Source organism: Mesorhizobium sp. M0923 (assembly GCF_040319365.1).
GTDB lineage: Bacteria > Pseudomonadota > Alphaproteobacteria > Rhizobiales > Rhizobiaceae > Mesorhizobium.
The window spans coordinates 66,875-90,022 of sequence record NZ_JAMYNW010000022.1 but is presented as its reverse complement, the minus strand read 5'-3'; the positions used below and the strand labels follow the sequence as shown (position 1 = coordinate 90,022).

Sequence of the window (23,148 nt, the reverse complement as noted above, 5' to 3'; positions counted from 1 at the left end):
TCGCCGCATAGAGCAGGCACGAATTTCCGCGGCCTGAACTGGGACAGGTTGGGCCGAATCGAGATGGAATTGGGATGCTTTCGATGAGGAAATACCTCTTTTCGGCAGGCTTCGCGCTGCTGGTGGCGGTCTCGATCACCGCAGTGACGCGGCCGGTTTTCGCCAGCGAGATCAAATACGTCGTCAACAATATACCGATCACCACCGGCGACATCCAGCATCGCGCGGCTTTCCTGCGCCTGCAGCACAAAAAGGGCGATGCCGGCCAGGAAATGATCGACCAGACGCTGCGCATGGCCGAAGCCAGGCGGCTCGGCATCCGCATCAGCGACGCGCAGGTCGATGCCGCTTATCAGCGTTTCGCCACGAGCAACAAGATGCCGCTCAAGCAGCTTGACGGCGCCATGGCGCAATCCGGCGTCTCCAAGGAGCATTTCAAGGAGTTTATCCGGGCGCAGATGGCCTGGAACCAGGCGCTGACCGCGCGTCACCGTTCTAGCGACGGCGGCGGCGCCATAAGCGAGCAGGACCTCGTCAAGCGCATGCTCGAGAAAGGCGGTAGCAAACCGAGTGCCACCGAGTACATGCTGCAGCAGGTCATTTTCGTGGTGCCGGCCGCCGAGCGAAGCGCGACGCTGGCCAAGCGCAAACGCGAAGCCGACGCCATGCGCGCCCGCTTCAACGGCTGCAACACCACGCGCGAATTCGCCAAGGGCCTGATGGATGTCACCGTTCGCGATCTCGGCCGGGTGCTGGCGCCGCAATTGCCGCTGGACTGGGCCGAGCAGATAAAAGCTACAAAGGTTGGCGGCGCCACCACGACGCGCGAAACCGACCGCGGCGTCGAATTCATCGGCATCTGCTCGTCGCGCGAGGTGTCAGACGACAAAGTCGCGCAGATGGTGTTCCAGAATGAAGGTTCGAGCGACAAGAACGCCGACGAGCTCTCGAAGAAATATGTCGAGGAGTTGCGGAAGAAAGCCCGCATCATCGAGCGCTGAAGTCGCGATAGCCGTGCCTCACGCAGAGCTTCCGCTGGCGCTGAGCGTCGGCGATCCGTCCGGTGTGGGGCCGGACATCGCCATCGCCGCTTGGCAGGCCCGCGATACCGCCGGCGTTCCGTCTTTCTATCTTCTTGCCGATCCGGCACTGATTGCCGCGCGGGCGCACAGGCTCGGCGCCGATATTGCGATGGCCGAGACAACGCCGGCGCTAGCGCCGGAGATGTTTTCGCGCGCGCTGCCGGTGGTGGCGCTTGCCGCCCGTTTCATCGACAGTCCCGGCCGCCCTGATCCAGCCAACGCCGCCGGCATCGTCGAGGCGATCGACCGCGCCGTCGCCGACTGCCTGGCCGGCCGCGCTGCCGCGGTCGTCACCTGCCCCATTGCCAAGAAGCCGCTCTACGATGCCGGCTTTCGCTTTCCCGGCCACACCGAATATCTGGCGCATCTGGCATCGCTTCATACCGGTACCGAGGTGACGCCGGTGATGCTGCTTGCCGGACCGGACCTGCGCACCGTGCCGGTCACCATCCACATCGCGCTGGCCGAGGTGCCGAAGGCGCTTACGACCGACCTGATCGTCACCACCGGCCGCATCACCGCCGCCGACCTTGCAAACCGCTTCGGAATTGCCAAGCCGCGGCTCGCCATTACCGGCCTCAACCCGCACGCCGGCGAAGGCGGCGCGATGGGCACCGAAGATGAGCGCATCGTACGCCCGGCGGTCGACAGGCTGAGGCAGGAAGGGATCGACGCCTTCGGGCCATTGCCCGCCGACACGCTGTTTCATGCTCGCGCCCGCGCCGGCTACGACGTGGCGCTCTGCATGTATCACGACCAGGCGCTGATCCCGGCCAAGGCGCTGGCGTTTGACGAGGCTGTCAACGTCACGCTCGGCCTGCCCTTCATCCGCACCTCGCCCGACCATGGCACCGCCTTCGACATCGCCGGCAAGGGCATCGCCCGCGCCGACAGTCTGATCGGCGCACTGAAGCTCGCTCGCCTACTTGCCGATACTGGGACAAAAACTGCAGGCCAATGAGCCCAATCCGATGATCCTAACCCAATGAGCCCAGCCCGATGAGCCCAGCCCGATGAGCATAGACGGGCTGCCGCCGCTGCGTGAGGTGATCGAGCGCCATGGGCTGCAGGCGAAAAAGGCGCTCGGCCAGAATTTTCTGCTCGACCTTAACCTGACAAGCAAGATTGCGCGGACCGCCGGCGACCTGAGCGACGTTACGGTTATCGAGGTCGGTCCCGGTCCGGGCGGGCTGACTAGGGCCCTGCTCCTCAACGGCGCCCGGCGGGTCGTCGCGATCGAGCGCGACGAGCGCTGCCTGGCGGCCTTGGCCGAGATCGCGAACCACTATCCGGGTCGGCTCGAGATCGTGGCCGGCGATGCGCTGAAAACTGATTTTGCAGCGCTTGCCAAAGGAGTGCCGGGAAGCAGCGGGTCGGCGAAAATCGTCGCCAACCTGCCTTACAATATCGGCACCGAATTGCTGATCCGTTGGCTGACCGTCACCGAGTGGCCGCCTTTCTACACATCGATGACGCTGATGTTCCAGCGCGAGGTCGCCGAACGCATTGCAGCCAGCCCCGGCAGCGAGGCCTATGGCCGGCTCGGCGTGCTGGCAGGGTGGCGGACGGAGGCGAGGATTGCCTTCGACGTGCCGCCGCAGGCGTTCACGCCGCCACCCAAGGTGACGTCCTCGGTTGTGCATCTGGTGCCACGCGCCAGCCCCTTGCCGGCAGAGGTGAAACGGCTCAGCCGCGTCACCGAAGCGGCGTTCGGCCAGCGCCGGAAAATGCTGCGGCAGAGCGTGAAAAGCCTTGGCGGCGAGGCGCTGCTCACCCGCGCCGGCATCGATCCGACCAGGCGTGCGGAGACGCTCAGCGTCGAGGAATTCGTGCGGCTGACGAATGCGGTGTGAGGCTGTGATGCAGGAACTTGGAGTGGTCGCTCGGCTTTTCCCACTTATCGAGGCAGGCGAGAAAATATCCACCATACGCTGGCGCGAAATATCGATTTTGCCGGGCTATATGCGCTATGTTTGTGACGGCGATGCCAGCAGGATCGCGATTGTGTGGGTCACGCGCTGCACCGATCTGCGCCTGTCCGAGGCGGCAGCGTTCCTTGGAGAGAATCGGAATGGCCCAAGAGGTCACGGGGATGCGAGAGCACTATCCGCAGATCGGACGGACCGACATTGTACAGATCATTGAACACTTGACACCCGCCCAGACAAAGCGTCGCCCCGACTACCCGCCTGAAGTCCGATAAAAGTGTGCTATCTGGTAAACTTCGATCGCACAGAGGAATGCCAGTCGTGACGCTGCAGGAGCCGACCAACACCCGCACGCTAGGTGGATCATGCCAGTGCGGTGCAGTCACCTATAAGGTGACGGACGAGTTCATATTTGCCGTGAATTGCCATTGCTCGATCTGCCGTCGCGCAACCGGCGCAGCGTTCAAGCCACTCGCAGGCATAGAGCGTGTCAAATTGCGCATCCCGAGTGGGGAGGACAAAATCCAGATCGTCGACGGCAATAGCTGGCATGACGAGCGATGCAAGCTATGCGGGTCGTTCCTTTTTGCGGTTGTTCGTGACGGCGCGTTCGCCCACATCGCTATGGGGACCCTCGTCGACGACCCAAACATTCGCCCAAGCGCGCACATTTTCGTCGGCTCCAAGGCACCTTGGTTCACCATTACAGACGACCTGCCGCAATATGACGAAAATATTGTCGAAGACAGGAGCGAATTCACGGAAGCGTCGAGCTTCGTGTCGTTCCATCAGGAGAGCGATACCGCAAAGCCGCGTTGAACCCCCGGCCGTGCCATCATAGTCCCATACCAGCGCTCAACATTCGGAAATTCGGCAAGATCGACTTGATGCCGCTCGTGCCGCCATGCCCAGCCGAGAAGAGCAAAATCGGCGATCGACAGCTCGCCCGAGAGATACTCGACCTCCGCCAGCCTCCGATCGGCGACTCCGTACAGGCGTCGGGTCTCTGCGCTATAGCGTGCCAGTCCGTAGCGGCGGTCCTGGTCGTCGGTCACGCCAAGAAAGTGGTGCACCTGGCCCGGCATCGGACCGAAACCACCCACCTGCCACATCAGCCATTCCAACACAGGGACTTGCGCGCTGAGTCTGGACGGCCAAAAGTGGCCGGTCTTCTGGCCTAGGTAAATTAGGATGGCACCCGACTCGAACACGCTGATCGGTCTACCCGTCCGGTCCGGCGGGATCGACGATGGCGGGGATGCGATTGTTGGGGCTAATACGCAGAAACCCAGAGGCATGCTGTTCGCCCTTCGTGATGTCGACCACCTTCACCGTGTAGGGCAGCCATCTCCTCGAGCGCGACGCTGATCTTTCGGCCATTCGGTGTGTCAAAAGCCCATAATTCAATCGGCATGCCAACTCTCTATCGCGTTTTATCCCGACGTTGATCGCTGGTACGAGGGCGTCTCTCTCGTCAACAAACATCGGCAAATGTCAATTATCCCGACAAGTGGACACTATCTTCGTGTGATCGCCACCGTCCCGAAAGACGCCGCAGGCCGGACGCTTACGATAAAGGTGCTCAATCCGTCTTCTCATCGAGCAGCCCCGAGACGAAATCGAACAGGCCCGGCCGGCGATCGCGTCTGAGCCGTTCGGCCGTGACGATGCCGCGCACCTCGGCGAAAGCGCGGTCAAGATCGTCGTTGACGATGACGAAATCATATTCCTTCCAGTGCTCGATCTCATTACGGGCGTTCTTGAGCCGCGTCTCGATTACCGCTTCCTGGTCCTCGGCGCGACGCTTCAGCCGCGCCTTCAATTCCTTCATCGACGGCGGCAGGATGAAGATCGAGACGATGTCGGCGCGCATCTTCTCCTTGAGCTGCTGAGCGCCTTGCCAATCGATGTCGAACAGCATGTCGCGGCCTTCTGCCAGCGCCTGTTCGGCCGGCTCGCGCGGCGTCGCGTAGCAATTGCCGTGCACCTCCGCCCATTCGAGCAGCGCATCGGAATCGCGCAGCCGCTCGAACTCGCGCATCGTGCGGAAGTGGTAATGGACACCCTCGATCTCGCTGCCGCGGCGTGGCCGCGTGGTGACCGAGACCGACAATTCCAGGCTGGAATCGCTCTCCAGCAGGTTGCGCGCGATCGTCGACTTGCCGGCGCCTGAGGGCGACGACAACACCAGCATCAGCCCGCGGCGCCGAATGCGGGAACCCACATCCCTAGTGGTCATGGGGCTTGGCAGTCATGTGGCTTGGCATCGGGATCATTCCAGATTCTGGACCTGTTCGCGAAACTGGTCGACGACCGCCTTCAGTTCCAGTCCGATGGCGGTGACCGCGGCAGCATTCGACTTGGAACACAGCGTATTCGATTCGCGGTTGAATTCCTGCGCCAGGAAATCGAGCTTGCGGCCGACGGCGCCACCGCCGGCGAGCAGCGCCCGGCCCGACGCCACGTGCGTCTTCAGCCGGTCGATCTCCTCGCGTATGTCGGCCTTGGTGGCCAGGAACGCCGCTTCCATATGCAGCCGGCTGGCATCCAGATTGGCTGATGCGTCCATCAGCAGCCGGATCTGCTCTGCAAGCCTTTCGCGGATCGTGGCCGGCTCGCGTGATGGATCGGCCTCGGCCCGCAGTGTCAGCGCCTCGATGGCATCGATATGGCCGGACAGCAGGGAACGAAGCGCCGCACCTTCGCCTTGGCGCGCCTGCTGCAGCCCGTCCAGTGCTGCTTCCAGCGCCGACAATAACGCGGTATCGAGCGCACTGCGCGCCTCTTCGGTTTCGATGGCTTCGGGAATGTCGAGCACGCCGCGCAGCGCAAGCAGTCCGTCGGCCGCCGCAGGCGCTACTCCGAACTGCTCCTGCAGCCGCTTGGCCAACCCCGCCAGATCCTTCAGGAAAGCCTCGTTGACCACGGGTTGCGCTTGCGCGCCGGCGGCGCGGCCAATGGTCAGCGTCATCTGGAAATTACCGCGCCCAAAACGCTTTTGCACCGTCTGCCTGACGGCCGGCTCCAGCCGGTCGAAACCTTGCGGCAGCCGCAGCCTGACCTCGACGCTCTTGCCGTTGACGGACTTGGCTTCCCAGGCAATCGAAGTGCCTTCGTGTTCGGCGACACTGCGCGCAAAACCGGTCATACTCTGCAAGTTCATGTTGCCGTGCGTCCCCTTGCCGAATGCCCCTCAAGCCGGAACGATTGCTCCGGACAGGATCATGTGAATTTCAATGCCATAGCAGCCCTTGCACATCTACCCGGACATGCACAGGGCCGACCTGATGGCGTCTGGCCCTACTGGGCGGCGGTAGCCCCCGCATCGTCAACGATGGCTCCCGCCGGCGTGTCGGCTCCGGTATTGGTTGCCCCGGCCTTGGCGGCGTCCTGCGCCTGCTTTTTCAGCAGTGCCCGGTAGCGAGCGACATTCTCGTTATGCTCATCGAGCGTCGCGGCAAAGACGTGGCCGCCGCTGCCGTCGGCGACGAAGTAAAGATCGCTGGTCTTCGACGGATTGGCGACTGCCTCCAGCGCCGCACGGCCGGGATTGGCGATCGGCGTCGGCGGCAAGCCGTTGATCAGATAGGTGTTGTAGGGCGTCGGCTTCTGGATGTCCGACTGATAGATCGGGCGGTCGATGGGTTTGCCCTTGCCGCCGAACAGGCCGTAGATGATGGTCGGGTCCGACTGCAGCCGCATACCCTTGGCCAGCCGGTTGAGGAAGACGGCCGCTACCCGCGAGCGTTCATCGCCCTTACCTGTCTCCTTCTCGACGATCGAGGCCAGGGTGACAAAATCCTCAATGTTGGCGATCGGCAGATCCGGCGCTCGGCGCTGCCAGACTTCGTCGACCAGCCTTTTCTGGTCGGCCAGAAGCTTGTCGACCATCTGCTGGCGTGTTGCGCCGCGGGTGAAGCGCAGCGTGTCGGTGGCGAGGCTGCCCTCGGGTGGAGTGGTCGACGGCATATCGCCGGTCAGTGCGTCCTGCTCAGCGATCCGTTGCAGTGCCTGCTCGACCGTCAGCCCCTCGGGGATGGTCAGCGAATACATCACCGACTTGCCGCTCTTCAGCAGTTCCATGATATCGTGCATCGAAGCCTGCGGCTTGATCTCGTATTCGCCAGCCTTCAGGGCGGAATCATTGCCGAAGGCGCGTACGCCAAGGCGGAAGATGCGGGCGTCGCTGATCAGCCCTCGCCGCTCAAGCTGGTCGGCGATCTCCTGGACGCCGCTATTCGGCTTGACCAGGAAAGTGTCGCCATTGGCCGACGGGCCCGGCTCGTTGAATTCCTGCTTGCCGAAATACAGCGCAACGCCTGCCGCCAGAACCATCAGCATCACCGAAGAGATGACGAAGTTCATGAACACGACGAACTGGCTGCGCGAGGCACGCGAGCGCTTCGGCGGCGGCGTGCCGGCCTCGGGCCGCAACGCCTCGCTGGCCGTCTTCGGCACGATCGGGCCGGGGGTTGCTGCCCGTTGCCCGAATTCCCCGTTATCGGCCGGATTTGTGTTCATAGCGCCCTACCAATTGATCTTGCGACGAATCCCCTCGGGCAGAGTAGGGGCGAATATGGCAAAATTGACGGCAGACGCAAACCGGCGGAGCGGTCAGCCATTGTAGCGCTGGAAGACGAGCGAGGCGTTGGTGCCACCGAAGCCGAAGGAGTTGGACAGCGCCACGTCGATCTGCCGGGCTCGCGGCTTGTGCGGCACAAGGTCAATCGCCGTTTCGCGCTCCGGATTGTCGAGATTGATGGTCGGCGGCGCGATGTTGTCGCGAATGGCGAGGATCGAAAAGATCGCCTCGGCAGCACCAGCCGCGCCCAGCAGGTGGCCAATCGACGATTTGGTCGACGACATCGATATCTTCGAGGCGGCGTTGCCGACCAGCCGCTCGACGGCGCCGAGTTCGATCGTATCGGCCATGGTCGAGGTGCCGTGGGCGTTGATGTAGTCGACATCGGCGGGCGTCAGCTTCGCCCGGTTCAGCGCCGCCGTCATGCAACGGAAAGCGCCGTCGCCGTCCTCGGCTGGCGCGGTGATGTGATAGGCGTCACCGGTCAGGCCGTAGCCGGTGACCTCGGCATAGATCTTGGCGCCGCGGGCCTTGGCGTGTTCGAGCTCCTCGAGCACGACAACACCGGCGCCCTCGCCCATGACGAAACCGTCGCGATCGCGATCATAGGGGCGCGAGGCCGTTTGCGGCGCGTCGTTGCGGTCGGTGGAGAGCGCGCGGCAAGCCGCGAACCCAGCGATCGAAAGCCTCGTCACCGGCGCTTCGGCGCCGCCTGCGACCATAACGTCGGCATCGCCCCATATGATCAGCCGGGCGGCATCGCCGATGGCGTGCGCACCGGTCGAGCAAGCGGTGACGACGGCATGGTTGGGGCCTTTCAGCCCATGCCGGATCGAGACCTGGCCGGACACGAGGTTGATGATTTGGCCGGGGATGAAGAACGGGCTGATGCGGCGCGGACCGCGTTCCTTGAGGATCATCGCATTCTCGGCGATGCCTTCGATGCCGCCGATGCCGGAACCGATCAGCACGCCGGTGGCGCACTGTTCCTCATGCGTCTTCGGCTGCCAGCCGGAATCCTTGAGCGCCTCGTCGGCGGCCGCGATCCCATACAGGATGAAGTCGCCGATCTTGCGCAGTTCCTTCGGCTCGAGAACGGCTTCAGGATTGAAAGTGGCATTGGAGCCGTCACCGCGCGGAATGACGTGGGCGACCTTGCAGGCAAGGTCTTCCACCTCGAATTCGGTGATGCGCTTGGCTGCACTGCGGCCGGTCAGAAGCTCATTCCAGCTGTGCTCGAAGCCCATGCCGAACGGCGAAAGCAGCCCAAGGCCCGTGACGACGACACGCCTCATCGCAGGTCCTCCCCGGTGATGACTGCAAATAGCGTCAGGCCGAGGCCTTGTCGATGTATTTCACCGCATCGCCAACAGTCAGGATGGTCTCGGCCGCATCGTCGGGGATTTCGACGCCGAACTCTTCTTCGAACGCCATGACAAGTTCGACCGTGTCGAGGCTGTCCGCGCCCAGATCATCGATGAAGCTCGCCTGCTCCGTCACCTTGTCGGCATCGACGCCAAGGTGCTCGATGACAATCTTCTTGACGCGCTCTGCGGTGTCACTCATTTGGGCATCCTCGTCTTTTGGTTGTCTGTCTTCGTTAGCGGGCAGAATGCCGCTAATCAAGCTGAAAGATGGTCCTGCCGGAAACGCAGCGGAACAGGACCGGTTTTTGCCCGAACCGCCGGGTTGCGGGCGGCATTACACGAAAAATCCCGTGCATCCAAGACGGAATGAAGCGTTTTCCCAAGTGTTAGATCATTGCCATGCCGCCATTGACATGAACGGTCTGGCCGGTGACGTAGGCCGCCTCATTGGAAGCGAGGTAGGCGACGGCAGAGGCGACTTCGGCGCCCGTGCCCATGCGCCGCGTCGGGATCGCCGCCATGATCGCCTCTTTCTGCTTGTCGTTGAGCTTGTCGGTCATCGCCGATTCGATGAAGCCCGGGGCGACGCAGTTGACGGTTATATTGCGGGTGGCGATCTCCTGCGCCAGCGATTTGGAAAAGCCGATCATACCGGCTTTGGAGGCGCAATAATTGGCCTGGCCGGGATTGCCGGTGACGCCGACCACTGAAGTGATGTTGATGATGCGGCCATGGCGGCGCCGCATCATCGGATGGGTAAGCTCGCGGGTCAGCCGGAACACGGCGGTCAAGTTGACCTCGATCACGCTATCCCAGTCGGCATCAGCCATGCGTACGAACAACCCGTCCTTCGTGATGCCGGCATTGTTGACGAGGATGTCGACGCCTTCGAGATCGGCCTCCGCCTTCTGGCCAAGCGCCTTGACCTCGTCGCGATTGGAAAGATTGGCCGGAAACAGCTTGACCCGGTCGCCCAGTTCGGCGGCCAGCGCCTCCAGTTTCTCGATACGCGTGCCGTGCAGGCCGACGATGGCGCCCTGGCCATGCAGCACGCGGGCGATCGCCTCGCCGATGCCCCCCGATGCGCCGGTGACGAGCGCCTTGCGGCCGGTCAATTCGAACATTTTTGTCTCCTGATCTGAGCGAACACCCTTCGCACGGAGCGGGGTCAAATCGCCAGTTGATTATGCAAGCGCCGCCAGCGCCGCCTCGACATCCGCCGCGGATCCGATTGCACTGGTGGCAATATCGCGGTTAATGCGCCGCGCCAGCCCCGACAGAACCTTGCCGGCGCCTACTTCATATAGCGTCGCAACGCCATTCGCGCCGAACCACTCCACCGTTTCGCGCCAGCGCACGCGCCCGATCACCTGTTCGACGAGGCGGCGGGCGATCTCGTCGGGATCGCTCGTCGGGGTCACCGTAACATTGGAGACCAGCGGCACGGCCGGTGCACTCTTCGTCACGGCGGCCAGTGCCTCCCGCATGATCTCGGCCGCCGGCTTCATCAATGCCGAATGGAAGGGCGCCGAAACCTGCAGCATGAGCGCCCGCTTGGCGCCCTTCTTCGTGCATAGCTTCGCCGCCAGTTCGACCGCCGACCTGGCGCCGGAGATTACCAGCTGGCCGCCGCCATTATCATTGGCGATCTGGCAAACCAAGGCTTGCGCGGGATCTTTGGCCGCGCCTTGGGCAGCCTCTGCGCAGGCGGCTTCGACGTCGGCTTGTTCCAGCCCGATGATCGCCGCCATGGCGCCCTCGCCGGCCGGTACCGCCGCCTGCATGGCGTTACCCCGGATGCGCAACAGTCGGGCGGCGTCGGCGACCGAAACGAAACCGGCGGCCGCAAGTGCCGAATATTCGCCAAGCGAGTGGCCGGCGACATAGGTGACCTTGCCTTTCAGGGAGAAGCCGCGCGCCTCCAACGCCCGGATTGCGGCAAGCGACACCGCCATCAGCGCCGGCTGGGCATTGGCGGTCAGCGTCAGCGTCTCTTCCGGGCCTTCCCAGATAAGCTTCGATAGATTTTCGCCGAGCGCATCATCGACTTCCTCGAAGATCCGCCGCGATTCAACAAAGGTATCGGCAAGGTCCTTGCCCATGCCGACAGCCTGGCTGCCCTGCCCCGGAAAGGTGAATGCGATGGCCATCGGCGGCTCCCAGCTGCTGGTTCTCGTTGCCTGTGACGCAAGGCGTGCGGCCAAGTCAAGTCCAACCTTGACCGCGCAACGTCGGCCGAGTGCCTGTTTCGGCAGGCTTTTTGGCGATCACTCATGATGAAAACCGCTCACGATTTGTTTGCTGGCTCTTCTTATTTCCGCCACAGGCGCTAGCTTTGCGTGACAGTTCGATGACAGTCGAGTGACGCTTTTGTTGCGGGCCGGGGAACTATCGCAGTGGCAAAGACCAGGAAGAGCGCAGCCGAGGCCGCGCCACAGTTTCTCGAAGGCGATCCGGCCACCGGCTATCTGCCAGGGCGCAAATGGCCTGTCATCCGCTATGGCTTCATCAGCCTGTTGGCCGCGGCCATCCTGGTGTTCGCTATCGAATTGATCGTGCGCGGCAACTTTGCCGGCACCATCGACTTCTTTCTGCAGCCCTTCAAACCCGGCTGGACCACAATCATCATTTTTGCGTTGATCCTCATAGGGCTCGACGCCGTGCTCGGCCGCAGCCATCAGAGCCTGATGATCCTCGCGCCGCTGACGTTGTCGCTGGCGTTCGTCGGCCACCAGAAGTCGCTCTATCTCGGCGATCCGCTCTATCCGACCGATTTCCTCTATTCTCGGCAGATCGTGGCGCTGATGCCGCTCCTGGTACGCGATCGCCCGGGAACCGCCATTGCCCTGGCGATCGGCGTCGGCGGCGGGCTGTCGCTTCTCGTCTATGGCTGGCGGCTATGGCGCCGCCGCGTTCCGGCGCTCAGCCACAAGGGCCGCCTTGCCCGACTGACGCTGACAGTGCCGCTGATCGCCTTCTTCGTCTCCATCATGGACTATGCCACTTTCTCATGGACGCGCGACCGGCTGCAGATCATCCCGATCATGTGGGACCAGAAGGAAAACTATGCCTCGAACGGTTTTGCGCTCGCATTCGCGCTGAACGTCCCGATGGCCCATGTCTCGGCGCCGCCCGGCTATTCCGGCAAGGCGATCGAAGCGATCGGCAAACCGCAGGTGACGGCCTCGGTACCCGCCGAGAAGCCCGACATCATCGTCGTCATGAGCGAATCCTTCTGGGATCCGACCAAGCTGCCCGGCGTCACCATCACGCCCGACCCTATCCCCAATGTGCGGGCACTGCGCACGGGCTACATGTTCTCGCCCGAATTCGGCGGCATGACGGCCAACATCGAGTTCGAGGCCCTGACCGGCTTTTCCAACGCCTTCCTGCCGGCGGGCAGTATTCCCTACCAGCAATATGTGCGGACACCGACCCCGTCGCTGGCGACCTTCCTGAAAAGTCAGGGCTACCGGGCGCGCGCCATCCATCCCGGCACCAACTGGTTCTGGAACCGGGGAGCCGTCTATGCCGATTTCGGCTTCAACGACTTCAAATCCGAGGAGACGTTGCCGCCCATGCAAAAACGCGGACCGCTCGCGTCGGACGCAGCGATGACCGACGAGATCATCCACGAGGCCGATACCAGCGCCGAGCCGGTGTTCTTTTTCGCCGTCAGCCTGCAGAACCACGGGCCGTATGAGCCCTATCGCTATAACAATCCGACCCATAAGGTGCAGGCGCCGATCAGCCAATGGGCACGTGAATCGCTGTTGAGCTACGCCGAAGGCTCTTCCGACGCGGACCGTGGCCTCGAGCGGCTGATCGAATGGGCGAAGAAACGCCAGCGGCCGACGGTCATCGCCTTCTTCGGCGACCATCTGCCGCCGCTTGGGCCGGTCTACGTCGAGACCGGTTTCCTGAAGGACAATGTCGCGCCGCGCAAGGAGGCGGCCGACCAGATGCTGCTGCACCACCAGACGCCGCTGATCGTCTGGTCAAACCGCAGCGGCCCGGCCGAGGATCTCGGCGCCGTCAGCCCAGCCTTCCTGCCCTATCATATCCTGAAGACTGCCGGCATCAGTCATCCCTATTACACCGGCTTCCTCGGCCAGTTGCGGGAGCACTACCGCGTCATCGACCGCAATTTGCTGTTGGCACCGGCGGGCGACGCCACCCCCGATTGGTCGCGTCAGAAAGAGATCGACCCGGCAATCCGCGACTTCCGTCTGCTGCAGTACGACATGATGTTCGGCAAGCGCCATGCGGCGCCCGACTTCTTCCCCGAAACCACAGGCAAAGTGGCTGCGCACACGAGTTGAGCAGCGGCGGCGGAACGGCCGTTGGGCGACTGACGTCGTTCAGTTCGTCAAGTGCAGTTGCGAAATCGAGCTTCCGATTTTCAGGAAGACGCTTTCGAGCTGACTGACGTCGTTGGTCGGGTAATAATCCGACGGCGACGACGCGCAGGCCTCGTAGAGCTTGCGGTTGGCTGCGGTGTCGGCCTGCAGCAGTACTGTGAAGATCTGCACGTCCTGTTTCTTCAACGTGTTGCAGACATTGGTTGTCCAGTCGTCGACATTGCGCGCGGCCGCGGTCTGGTCGCTGGATCCGAACCGACCCGAAGCCAGGAACCCGTAAGAACCATAGTCCGACTTCTGTGGCGTATCCTTCGCGCCATAGACAACATTTTCGCCGTCGGTGAGCAGCAGCACCGTTTTGGTCGTGCCTGACGCCCTGAACGGCGCGCCGTCACTGTAGGGCGGTTCCGGCGAGAGTACCCGCATCCCCCATGACAACCCTTCCGAAACATTGGTCCCCGAGCCGTTCCATTCGATCATCTCACTGACGGCCTTACGCAATTTGTCGAAATCGTCGGTCAGCGGCACTATCGGCGTCGGACAGGCCCGGTTTGGGCCGATGGTCAGGGGGCCTTTCTTGTCGTTGATCAGCTTCATCGTCGAAACACTGTACTTCGCGATGTCGCCGGTGAGGCCGGGAAGCAGGGTGATAACCGTATCGTCGAGATAGGAATTATTGTAGCCGGTCGCCGAATTGCCATAGGAGCTGTTCGGATTTTTGGCGTTACCTGGATCGTCCGGCGCGAAATAAGGTACGAACAAGGTGTCCGGTTTGTTTTGGTCGGGCGAAATGTCGGAAACATTGTTGGTTCCGGGCCGCGCCTCGACGCAGCCTCTCCATTCGACGCCCAATTGCTTGAACAGGTCCATATGGGTGATGCGCTTGCCGCCGACCAAGGGGAAATTGGCGCCATTGTTCGGCGATTTGCCGGCCATGTCGATCCAGGACGGATCGTAGTCCTCGCCCTTGACGTTGACCGCGGTGACGAACGGCACCACTGCGACACGTACGCTGCGCGTCGGCGACTTCGCGGCTTGGAGCATATCGATCAAGCCCGTCGCCGCCGTCCGCAATGCGCCGATGCGGTCGTTGCTGGCCATCGACCCGGTATTGTCGAGCACCAGCACGACTTCGAGCTGATTGGTCGATTCGATGGCGCCAGCATCGACGGTGATGCGCTTGTCGTTGCCGAACAGGAAAGCGAAGTTCAAGTTGACGTCCGCCGCGGCGACAGCCTTTGTCTGGATGTAATTGAGGCCCCTTTCGACGGTAAGCGTCGCTTCGGCGTTCCTCAACTCGCTGTGGCCGGCGACATTGGTCTGGAAATAGCGGTCGAAGACGTCCTTGCGCGTGGCCTCGATGTCGCCGAGATGCGAAGATGCAAGGTTCGCGGCATCGAGCGCGTTCTGCAAGCTGACCTTGGCCCTCATCAAGGTGGACACGTCCACGGCAAAGGCGACCGCCGTCAGAACCGCAGGCAGCCCGAACGCCAGCATCAGGGCAAAGTTGCCGCTCTTCGAACGGCAGAACTTGTCGAACAGCATTTTACCCCCAAAACCGCCGTGCTGCAGGTGTCGCGCGAAGTGTTTCGTTTTGCATTCGCATGATGAACGACGGGTTGCCACCATGCCCGCCGGCACGGGAACTTCGCATGATGGTTAAGGTCAGGTTTCAGGAAATCCGTAAAACCTTGCCATCGAGGCCCGTTGTGCTCTGGAAGGTAGGGCGCTAATCGAGCCATTTGGCCTGTCGTTTGGCCTTGCTTTGCGGTCAAATTCCTGTATAGACGCCCGCAATCTGCCGGTCCTTGCTGGGGGCTGAACGGAGGGCCGGAGGTTTTCGAACCTTCGCGTGGAGCCAGAAGCGCTTCCGCCTCCCGTGTCTCCGCTCTCGACCGTCTCGTCATGCTCCTTTCTTCCCCGTCTTCGCAAGGATTGCGGGTCAGAGAAGTTGCAGAGGCTTTTGCCGCCGGGAACCGGGAGAGAAACGAAGAAAGGCACGAACACTATGGCTCTATACGAACATGTGTTTCTTGCCCGGCAGGACCTCTCGCAGCAGCAGGTCGATGCGCTTGTCGAACAGTACAAGGGCGTCCTCACCGCGAATGGCGGGTCCGTCGGCCGGGTCGAGAACTGGGGACTGAAGTCCCTCACCTACCGGGTCAACAAGAACCGGAAGGCATATTATACACTCATGGACATCACCTGCCCGCCGGCCGCGCTCAATGAGATGGAGCGCCAGATGGGCCTGTCCGAGGACGTGCTGCGTTTCCTGACCATCAAGGTCGATGCGCATGAGGAAGGCCCGTCGGCAATGATGCAGAAGCGCGAAGAGCGCTCGGAACGCGGCGGCTTCGGCGACCGCGACCGTGGCGATCGTGGCCCGCGCTCATTCGGCGACCGCGATCGCGGTGACCGTGGTGATCGTCCGCCGCGCAGCTTCGGCGATGGCGGTGCCGATCGTGGCCCGCGCCGTCCGCGCGAAGGCTTTGAAGGAGCCGCAGAATAATGGTCGACATCAACCAGATCCCAACCCGGCGCCCCTTCCACCGTCGCCGCAAGACTTGCCCGTTCTCCGGCGCCAACGCGCCGAAGATCGACTACAAGGACGTGCGGCTTCTGCAGCGCTACATTTCCGAGCGCGGCAAGATCGTGCCGTCGCGCATCACCGCCGTCAGCCAGAAGAAGCAGCGCGAACTCGCCAAGGCGATCAAGCGCGCCCGCTTCCTCGGCCTGCTGCCCTACGTGGTCCGCTAAGACTGATTAGTTGACCATGATCTTATCCGAAAACCGGTTTCCACTTTTCGGGATCATGGTCTAGCCAGCGGGCGGTTCGCCGCCCGCTTTTTTCACCGGCCACGACGGGCGTAGCTGGATCGAACACCAAATCCCGGGTTGGATTTCGACAAGAGATCCTAACTGCCGCGACAGGCAGGACAGCGACACAGGCGGCGACGCCCCAGCTTCCTGACCTGTTCCAGACAATTCGGCGCCGATCCTGAGGATAGGCGCCCAACCGAAGGAACAAAACCATGGAAGTCATTCTTCTCGAACGCGTTTCCCGGCTCGGCCAGATGGGCGACACCGTCAAGGTCAAGGACGGGTTCGCCCGCAATTTCCTGCTGCCGCAGGGCAAGGCGCTGCGCGCCAACGAAGGTAACAAGAAGAAGTTCGAGGGACAGCGCGCCCAACTCGAGGCCCGCAACCTGGAGCGCAAGTCCGAGGCCGCGCAGATTGCTGAAAAGCTCGACGGCAAGAGCTTCATCGCCGTGCGCTCGGCCGGCGAGACCGGTCAGCTCTATGGTTCGGTGTCGACGCGCGACATCGCCGAGCTGTTGACGGCGGAAGGTTTTTCGGTGAACCGCAACCAGATCCTGCTCAATCAGCCGATCAAGACCATCGGCGTCACCAACGTGGCGATCGCACTGCACCCGGAAGTCGAGGTCACCATCACGCTCAACATTGCCCGCACGGCCGACGAAGCCGAACGCCAGGCCAAGGGCGAAACGCTGACCACCGCCGAAGCCATCTACGGCGAAGACATCAACGACAATGCGCGGCCGGAAAATTTCTTCGATCCGAACGCGGAGTTCGAGGGCGGCGAAGACAACGGCTGATCGTTGTTCGCCGGCATTCGTCGGCTAATACCTATCTGGACCAATGCCCGGGCCTCGCACCCGGGCATTTTTATGCCAAATGGAACTTTTCGAACCCCTATATCTTGATGCAGAATAGGACAGCATGTCTGGCCGAGAGGGGACAATTGGTCATGAATATTCTGCTTAAGCGCGTTCTCGACCGCCTGGTCCGCACAGGCAATCTCAAGGTGACAGGGCCGCAAGGCTCGATGGTGACTTTCGGTGACGGCAGCGGCGAGCCGGTGCACATGCACATCAAGACAAGGCATGCCGAGCGCGCCATCACTTTTGATCCGATGCTGGCGGTGCCGGAAGCCTACATGGACGGTGAACTCGACATTATCGAGGGCGGCGTGCTGGGGGTGATGCGCATTGCGTTCCAGAACATGGGCAGCGGCGGCATCGATGCCACCTGGTCGAAGGCGATCGAGGGTCTGCGCCACGCCTTCCGGCGCCTGCAGCAGATCAACACGGCGTCGCGGGCGCGCCGCAACGTGCAGCGCCACTACGATCTGTCGGGCGACCTCTATCGCCTCTTCCTCGATGAGGACATGCAGTATTCCTGCGCCTATTTCGAGCAGCCGGACATGACGCTCGATGAGGCCCAGGCAGCCAAGAAGCGCCACATCGCCGCCAAGCTCAGGTTGAAAGCCGGCCAGACGGTACTCGACATCGGCTCCGGCTGGGGCGGGCTTGGCCTCTATCTCGCCAAGGCGTTCGACGTCGACGTGCAAGGCGTGACGCTGTCGACCGAGCAGCACGGCGTCGCCACCGACCGCGCGCACGCGCAAGGCCTGCAAAACCGGGTGCATTTCGACCTCAAGGACTATCGCGAGCTCAATGAGCGTTTCGACCGCATCGTCTCGGTCGGCATGTTCGAGCATGTCGGCGTCAATCATTTCCGTACCTTCTTCGACAAGTCGGCGACGCTGCTGAAGCCGGACGGTGTCATGCTGCTGCACACGATCGGCCGTTCCGGTGTGCCGTGGGCGACCAGCGCCTTCATTCGCAAATACATCTTCCCGGGCGGCTATATCCCGTCGCTCTCCGAAGTGATGCCGGCTATCGAAAAATCGGGGCTCGTCGTCACCGACATCGAGGTTCTGCGGCTGCATTATGCCGAGACGCTGAAGCATTGGGGCGAGCGCTTTGCCGCCAACCGCGACAAGGCCAAGGCGATCTATGACGAGCGCTTCTGCCGCATGTGGGAGTTCTATCTTGCTGCCTCGGAAGCTGCCTTCCGATGGCAGGATCTGGTGATCTTCCAAATCCAGATCGCCAAGAAGAACGACACGCTGCCGGTGACGCGCGACTACATGGCCAGTTGCGAGAAGGCGCTGGAGATGCGCGATCTTGGACGTCGTGAAAAGGCTCCTGCGGCCAAGCCCACTCGCCGCCGCAAGGTGGCGGATCCGGAGTAGACTGCCGGCGATCGCGCCATTGCCGCTTGCCATTGCCGGCTGGCACGCTGAAAAAGGTCTCGTCAACGCGGGACCTTTTTTCATGACCTACCTCCTCTACGTCGCCGCCGCACTTGCCGAGATCGCCGGCTGCTTCTCGTTCTGGGCGTGGTGGCGGCTGGATAAGTCGCCGCTGTGGTTGGCGCCCGGTCTCGTCTCGCTGGTGCTATTCGCGTGGCTGCTGGCGCTTGTCGACACCAGTGCGGCGGGCCGGGCCTATGCCGCCTATGGCGGCATCTACATTGCCGCCTCGCTGGTCTGGCTATGGTTGGCGGAAGGCGTGCACCCCGACAGTTGGGATCTTGCCGGTGCCACGATCTGCATCATTGGCGCCTCGGTCATCGTGCTCGCACCTCGGGCTGCGTAGACCATGGAACTGCCCGCCCCGCTTAGACAAGGCGTCGACCGCCTTCTCGAACAGGTGCCGTTGCCGATGATCAAGCAAGCGGCCAAGACGCTGTCGGACCGCTACCGCGCCGAGTTGCGCGATGGCCGCCTGCACATGGCAGAAGAAATGGCGGTTAAGGCCTATCTGGCAACGCGGCTGCCGGCGACCTATGCGGCCGTCCGCGCCAGTCTCGATGCGGTGGGCGAGTCTCGGCCCGACTATGCTCCGAAGACCTTGCTCGATGTCGGCGCCGGCCCTGGGACGGTGCTTTGGGCCACAATCGATCTCTGGCCCGATCTCGAACAGGCAGTGCTGCTCGAGGCCGGTGCCGCGGTGCGGCGGGTCGGCGAGGCGCTTGCCGCCGAGGCAATCCATGCCAAGACCGCCTGGCTGACCGGTGACGTCACCATCGACCTGGTCGATCTGGAGCCGGCCGAGCTGGTGACTTCAGCCTATGTGCTGGATGAGATCGCGCCGGCATCGCTGGCAAAACTAATCGACCGGCTCTGGCAGCTGACCGCCGACACGCTGCTGGTCGTCGAGCCAGGCACGCCGGCCGGCTGGCAGCGCATCCTTGCCGTGCGGCGGCAGCTGATCGAGGCGGGGGCGCACGTGCTCGCGCCCTGCCCGCATGAGGCGCCCTGCCCACTTGTCGCTCCCGACTGGTGCCATTTCGCCCGCCGCGTCGCCCGCTCGCGCCTGCACCGTCTGGCCAAGGATGCCGAGGTGCCGTGGGAGGACGAAAAGTTCATCTTTGTCGCCGCTTCCCGTCATCCGGCCGCTCCGCCCCGCGCGCGGGTGATCGCACCGCCGAAATCGGGCTCCGGCAAGGTCTTGCTGAAGCTTTGCCAACAGGATGGTCATGCTGCCGAGCGACTGTTCACCAAGCGCGACGGCGAGACGTTCAAGGCCGCGCGGCGACTGGACTGGGGTGACGCCTTGCCGGAATGACCGGCAGCTATTTTCCTGTTTTGTTCTCGCTCAAGAACGGCTAGGCTCGCCATCTTGATTCGAGTCAATCGAGATTCTTTCCACCGAAGTATCTTGGCTGTGAATCGCGGGCATCAAAGTTGGTTGGTTGGGGACTGATGCAGATAAGTCATCACCGACTTGTCTCGTTCTGATATCGAGAGACCGGGATCAGGACCGGGGACATCATGGCAGAGGCAGCACGAAAATTCGGCGTGGCGGAAACACCGCTCTATCGCGAGGCGCCGAACAACATCGAGGCCGAGCAGGCGCTGCTCGGCGCCATACTGGTCAACAACGATGCGTTCTACCGCGTCTCCGACTTTCTGAAGCCTGGCCATTTCTACGAGCCGCTGCACAGGAAGATCTTCGAGGTCGCGGCCGAGCTCATCCGCATGGGCAAGATCGCGACGCCGATCACGCTGAAGACCTTCCTGCCGGCCGACGAGAAGGTCGGCGACATGACGGTGGCGCAATATGTCGTGCGGCTGGCGGTCGAGGCCGTCACCGTCGTCAACGCCACCGACTATGGCCGCGCCATCTACGATCTGGCCACGCGCCGCGCGCTGATCACCGTCGGCGAGGACATGGTCAACATCGCCTATGACGCGCCGGTCGACATGTCGCCCTCCGACCAGATCGAGGACGCCGAGCGGCGGCTGTTCGAGCTGGCCGAGACCGGCCGCTACGACGGCGGCTTCGAGAGCTTCACCGACGCTGTCAAGACGGCGGTCGACATGGCCAATGCCGCCTATATGCGCGACGGGCATTTGTCGGGCGTCGCCACCGGCTTGCGCGACCTCGACCGTCGCATGGGCGGCCTGCAGTCGTCCGACTTGATCATCATTGCCGGCCGCCCCGGCATGGGTAAAACCTCGCTCGCCACCAACATCGCCTTCAATATCGCGGAGGCGTATGTCCCGGCGCAGCAGGCCGACGGCTCGTTCAAGGCGGCCAATGGCGGCGTCGTCGGCTTCTTTTCGCTCGAAATGTCATCCGAACAGCTCGCCACCCGCATTATTTCCGAACAGACCGAAATCCCGTCGTCGAAAATCCGCCGCGGCGAGATCAGCGAGATGGATTTCGAAAAGCTCGTTGCCTGTTCGCAGACCATGCAGAAAATCCCGCTGTTCATCGACCAGACCGGCGGTATTTCCATCGCTCAGCTGTCCGCCCGCGCGCGTCGCCTGAAGCGCCAGCGCGGTCTCGACGTCATCGTCATCGACTATATCCAGCTGATGCAGGGATCGAGCGCGAAATCATCGCAAAACCGCGTCCAGGAAATCACCGAGATCACCACCGGGCTCAAGGCACTGGCCAAGGAGTTGGCGGTGCCGATCATCGCGCTGTCGCAGCTGTCGCGCCAGGTCGAGAGCCGCGACGACAAGCGCCCGCAGCTTTCGGATCTGCGCGAATCGGGCTCCATCGAGCAGGACGCCGACGTGGTGCTGTTCGTCTACCGCGAGGAATATTATCTGAAGAACCGCGAGCCGAAGCCGGGCACCGACGAATACATCAAGTGGGAACACGAGATGAACGAGATGCGCGGCAAGGCCGAAGTAATCGTCGCCAAGCAGCGCCACGGCCCAACGGGATCGGTCAGCCTCGCCTTCCAGGGCGAGTTCACCCGCTTCTCGGACCTCGCGGAAGAGCATCATTTGCCGGATCGGTTCGAGTAGCTTGTTGGCCAACCGTCGCGTTCCGTCACACCCCCCTCTGGCCTGCCGGCCATCTCCCCCGCAAGGGGGGAGATCGGCAGTTTTGTCGCCGGCTCTCTTCTTGCGGCATCGGCGATTGGCGAAAGCATCAATGACAGCCAATCTCCCCCCTTGCGGGGGAGATGTCCGGCAGGACAGAGGGGGGTGGGCAGGATCGACGAGCCTCGGCAATTGGCAAGCGACGCGACGCTGATGGCCAAATCCCGTATCCAGTTCATCTGTCAGAATTGCGGTTCGGTGCATCAGCGTTGGGCCGGCAAATGTGATGCCTGCGGCGAGTGGAACACGCTGGTCGAGGAAGGCACGTCGGGCGGCATCGGCTCCGGCCCGGCCAACACCCGCAACGCCCGCAAGGGCCGCGCGGTGGTGCTGACCAGCCTCTCCGGCGACATCGAGGACGCCCCGCGCATCGTCTCCGGCATCGGCGAACTCGACCGCGCCACCGGCGGCGGCTTCGTGCGCGGATCGGCGCTTTTGGTCGGCGGCGATCCCGGCATCGGCAAGTCGACGCTGCTCACCCAGGCTGCAGCCGCACTGGCGGCAAAGGGCCACCGCATCGTCTACGTCTCCGGTGAAGAAGCGGTCGCCCAGATCAGGCTGCGCGCCCAGCGGCTCGGCGTCGCCGACACCCCGGTCGAACTCGCCGCCGAGACCAACGTCGAGGACATCCTCGCCACCATTGCCGATGGCAAGCGGCCGGACCTGGTCATTCTCGATTCGATCCAGACGCTATGGACCGACATGGCCGATTCAGCGCCCGGCACGGTGACCCAGGTGCGTGCCGCCGCCCAAGCGATGATCCGCTATGCAAAATCCACAGGGGCGGCGATCGTTCTGGTCGGCCATGTCACCAAGGAGGGCCAGATCGCCGGCCCACGCGTCGTCGAGCACATGGTCGACGCGGTGCTCTATTTCGAGGGCGAAGGCGGCCACCACTACCGCATCCTGCGAACGGTCAAGAACCGCTTCGGGCCAACCGACGAGATCGGCGTCTTCGAAATGTCGGACAAGGGCTTGCGGGAAGTCGCCAACCCGTCCGAGCTTTTCCTCGGTGAACGTCACGCGAAGTCGCCGGGTGCCGCGGTTTTCGCCGGCATGGAAGGCACACGGCCGGTGCTGGTCGAGATCCAGGCGCTGGTAGCACCTTCGACGCTCGGCACGCCACGCCGCGCCGTCGTCGGCTGGGACGGCGCCCGGCTGTCGATGATCCTGGCGGTTCTGGAAGCCCATTGCGGCGTTCGCTTCGGCACGCACGACGTCTATCTCAACGTTGCCGGCGGCTACCGCATTTCGGAGCCGGCGGCCGACCTGGCGGTGGCGGCGGCACTGGTTTCCTCGCTCACCGGTCTTGCCCTTCCCGCCGATTGCGTCTATTTCGGCGAAATCAGCCTTTCGGGGGCGGTGAGGCCGGTTGCGCATGCGCAGCAGCGCCTTAAGGAAGCCGAAAAGCTGGGTTTCGGAAGCGCGGTTCTGCCCTTGGGCAGCGAGGAACTTGTTGGTGGTAATGGGGCCGGGGGGATCGGAGCCGGCGCTTTCCAGCCCACCGAGCTTGCCGATCTCGTGGCGCGCATAGCCGGCTCTCGGCGCAGCCGCGCCGACGAGCAAGACTGATGCGGCTCGTCGAGTCGTGAAAAAGAGATCGGAGCGGGGCGAAA

21 protein-coding genes and 1 pseudogene are annotated in these 23,148 nt (G+C 62.9%); 13 read left to right on the top strand and 9 right to left on the bottom strand.

All coding sequences use genetic code 11. The features are described 5' to 3' along the window. Nucleotides 1–74: 74 nt before the first annotated feature. The 4 genes from NKH89_RS28680 (at nucleotide 75) to NKH89_RS28665 (ending at nucleotide 3,829) form a co-directional block, all read left to right on the top strand. Complete coding sequence (locus NKH89_RS28680) at nucleotides 75–1,001, top strand: peptidylprolyl isomerase (protein ID WP_023719817.1); 927 nt, start codon at nucleotides 75–77, stop codon at nucleotides 999–1,001. A gap of 13 nt (nucleotides 1,002–1,014) precedes the next feature. After that, nucleotides 1,015–2,043, top strand: coding sequence for a 4-hydroxythreonine-4-phosphate dehydrogenase PdxA (gene pdxA / locus NKH89_RS28675; protein WP_352494875.1), 1,029 nt, complete (start codon nucleotides 1,015–1,017; stop codon nucleotides 2,041–2,043). 52 nt (nucleotides 2,044–2,095) lie between these two features. After that, nucleotides 2,096–2,935 carry a 16S rRNA (adenine(1518)-N(6)/adenine(1519)-N(6))-dimethyltransferase RsmA gene (rsmA, locus tag NKH89_RS28670; RefSeq protein WP_023719819.1) on the top strand — a complete coding sequence of 280 codons (840 nt, stop codon included), beginning with the start codon at nucleotides 2,096–2,098 and terminating at the stop codon, nucleotides 2,933–2,935. A 396-nt stretch (nucleotides 2,936–3,331) separates the two neighbouring features. Next, complete coding sequence (locus tag NKH89_RS28665; RefSeq protein WP_352494874.1) at nucleotides 3,332–3,829, top strand: GFA family protein; 498 nt, start codon at nucleotides 3,332–3,334, stop codon at nucleotides 3,827–3,829. Here the strand turns inward: NKH89_RS28665 and NKH89_RS28660 are convergent. The 8 genes and pseudogenes from NKH89_RS28660 to fabD all read right to left on the bottom strand — a co-directional run bounded on the left by NKH89_RS28660 (nucleotide 3,799) and on the right by fabD (nucleotide 11,109). After that, nucleotides 3,799–4,424: pseudogene (locus NKH89_RS28660) on the bottom strand (glutathione S-transferase family protein). The gene NKH89_RS28665 and the pseudogene NKH89_RS28660 sit on opposite strands and share 31 nt — an antisense overlap. A gap of 168 nt (nucleotides 4,425–4,592) precedes the next feature. Then, entirely contained in the window at nucleotides 4,593–5,249 is a 657-nt protein-coding gene (gmk, locus tag NKH89_RS28655; RefSeq protein ID WP_023719822.1) for a guanylate kinase, read from the bottom strand. A 33-nt stretch (nucleotides 5,250–5,282) separates the two neighbouring features. Beyond that, complete coding sequence (locus NKH89_RS28650; protein WP_352481803.1) at nucleotides 5,283–6,173, bottom strand: YicC/YloC family endoribonuclease; 891 nt, start codon at nucleotides 6,171–6,173, stop codon at nucleotides 5,283–5,285. Between the two features lie 137 nt (nucleotides 6,174–6,310). After that, on the bottom strand, nucleotides 6,311–7,531 hold the full coding sequence (gene mltG / locus NKH89_RS28645) for an endolytic transglycosylase MltG (RefSeq protein ID WP_352481805.1): 1,221 nt from the start codon (nucleotides 7,529–7,531) through the stop codon (nucleotides 6,311–6,313). A gap of 93 nt (nucleotides 7,532–7,624) precedes the next feature. Continuing rightward, nucleotides 7,625–8,887 carry a beta-ketoacyl-ACP synthase II gene (gene fabF / locus NKH89_RS28640; protein WP_023719825.1) on the bottom strand — a complete coding sequence of 421 codons (1,263 nt, stop codon included), beginning with the start codon at nucleotides 8,885–8,887 and terminating at the stop codon, nucleotides 7,625–7,627. Nucleotides 8,888–8,921: 34 nt separating this feature from the next. Continuing rightward, on the bottom strand, nucleotides 8,922–9,158 hold the full coding sequence (locus NKH89_RS28635; protein WP_006203723.1) for an acyl carrier protein: 237 nt from the start codon (nucleotides 9,156–9,158) through the stop codon (nucleotides 8,922–8,924). 187 nt (nucleotides 9,159–9,345) lie between these two features. After that, the gene (gene fabG, locus NKH89_RS28630; protein WP_023719826.1) at nucleotides 9,346–10,083 is read right to left on the bottom strand and encodes a 3-oxoacyl-[acyl-carrier-protein] reductase; all 738 of its coding nucleotides are present in this window, start codon (nucleotides 10,081–10,083) and stop codon (nucleotides 9,346–9,348) included. Nucleotides 10,084–10,143: 60 nt separating this feature from the next. Continuing rightward, entirely contained in the window at nucleotides 10,144–11,109 is a 966-nt protein-coding gene (gene fabD / locus NKH89_RS28625; RefSeq protein WP_352494870.1) for an ACP S-malonyltransferase, read from the bottom strand. A gap of 246 nt (nucleotides 11,110–11,355) precedes the next feature. Here fabD and NKH89_RS28620 point away from each other — a divergent pair, with 246 nt between their 5' ends. Next, nucleotides 11,356–13,281 (top strand): LTA synthase family protein, encoded by a 1,926-nt coding sequence (locus NKH89_RS28620; RefSeq protein ID WP_352910766.1) that lies wholly within the window; start codon nucleotides 11,356–11,358, stop codon nucleotides 13,279–13,281. 39 nt (nucleotides 13,282–13,320) lie between these two features. Here NKH89_RS28620 and NKH89_RS28615 read toward each other — a convergent pair whose 3' ends face one another. After that, the gene (locus NKH89_RS28615; RefSeq protein ID WP_352856661.1) at nucleotides 13,321–14,865 is read right to left on the bottom strand and encodes a pilus assembly protein TadG-related protein; all 1,545 of its coding nucleotides are present in this window, start codon (nucleotides 14,863–14,865) and stop codon (nucleotides 13,321–13,323) included. Between the two features lie 463 nt (nucleotides 14,866–15,328). On the opposite strand from NKH89_RS28615, the gene rpsF reads away from it, so the two are divergent. From rpsF to radA, 8 genes are all read left to right on the top strand, one after another. Further along, nucleotides 15,329–15,829, top strand: a complete 501-nt coding sequence (rpsF, locus tag NKH89_RS28610; RefSeq protein WP_352481813.1) for a 30S ribosomal protein S6 — start codon at nucleotides 15,329–15,331, stop codon at nucleotides 15,827–15,829. Further along, complete coding sequence (gene rpsR, locus NKH89_RS28605) at nucleotides 15,829–16,077, top strand: 30S ribosomal protein S18 (RefSeq protein ID WP_006203718.1); 249 nt, start codon at nucleotides 15,829–15,831, stop codon at nucleotides 16,075–16,077. The genes rpsF and rpsR overlap by 1 nt, the downstream gene beginning before the upstream one ends. Before the next feature lie 275 nt (nucleotides 16,078–16,352). Next, on the top strand, nucleotides 16,353–16,937 hold the full coding sequence (gene rplI / locus NKH89_RS28600) for a 50S ribosomal protein L9 (protein WP_023719831.1): 585 nt from the start codon (nucleotides 16,353–16,355) through the stop codon (nucleotides 16,935–16,937). Nucleotides 16,938–17,089: 152 nt separating this feature from the next. Continuing rightward, nucleotides 17,090–18,379 carry a cyclopropane fatty acid synthase gene (locus tag NKH89_RS28595; RefSeq protein WP_023719832.1) on the top strand — a complete coding sequence of 430 codons (1,290 nt, stop codon included), beginning with the start codon at nucleotides 17,090–17,092 and terminating at the stop codon, nucleotides 18,377–18,379. A gap of 82 nt (nucleotides 18,380–18,461) precedes the next feature. Beyond that, complete coding sequence (locus tag NKH89_RS28590; protein WP_352849223.1) at nucleotides 18,462–18,785, top strand: YnfA family protein; 324 nt, start codon at nucleotides 18,462–18,464, stop codon at nucleotides 18,783–18,785. A gap of 3 nt (nucleotides 18,786–18,788) precedes the next feature. Next, entirely contained in the window at nucleotides 18,789–19,757 is a 969-nt protein-coding gene (locus NKH89_RS28585) for a small ribosomal subunit Rsm22 family protein (protein ID WP_352849220.1), read from the top strand. A 206-nt stretch (nucleotides 19,758–19,963) separates the two neighbouring features. After that, the gene (locus NKH89_RS28580; protein ID WP_023677714.1) at nucleotides 19,964–21,454 is read left to right on the top strand and encodes a replicative DNA helicase; all 1,491 of its coding nucleotides are present in this window, start codon (nucleotides 19,964–19,966) and stop codon (nucleotides 21,452–21,454) included. Nucleotides 21,455–21,685: 231 nt separating this feature from the next. Continuing rightward, nucleotides 21,686–23,104 carry a DNA repair protein RadA gene (gene radA / locus NKH89_RS28575; RefSeq protein WP_023719836.1) on the top strand — a complete coding sequence of 473 codons (1,419 nt, stop codon included), beginning with the start codon at nucleotides 21,686–21,688 and terminating at the stop codon, nucleotides 23,102–23,104. Nucleotides 23,105–23,148 lie beyond the last annotated feature (44 nt).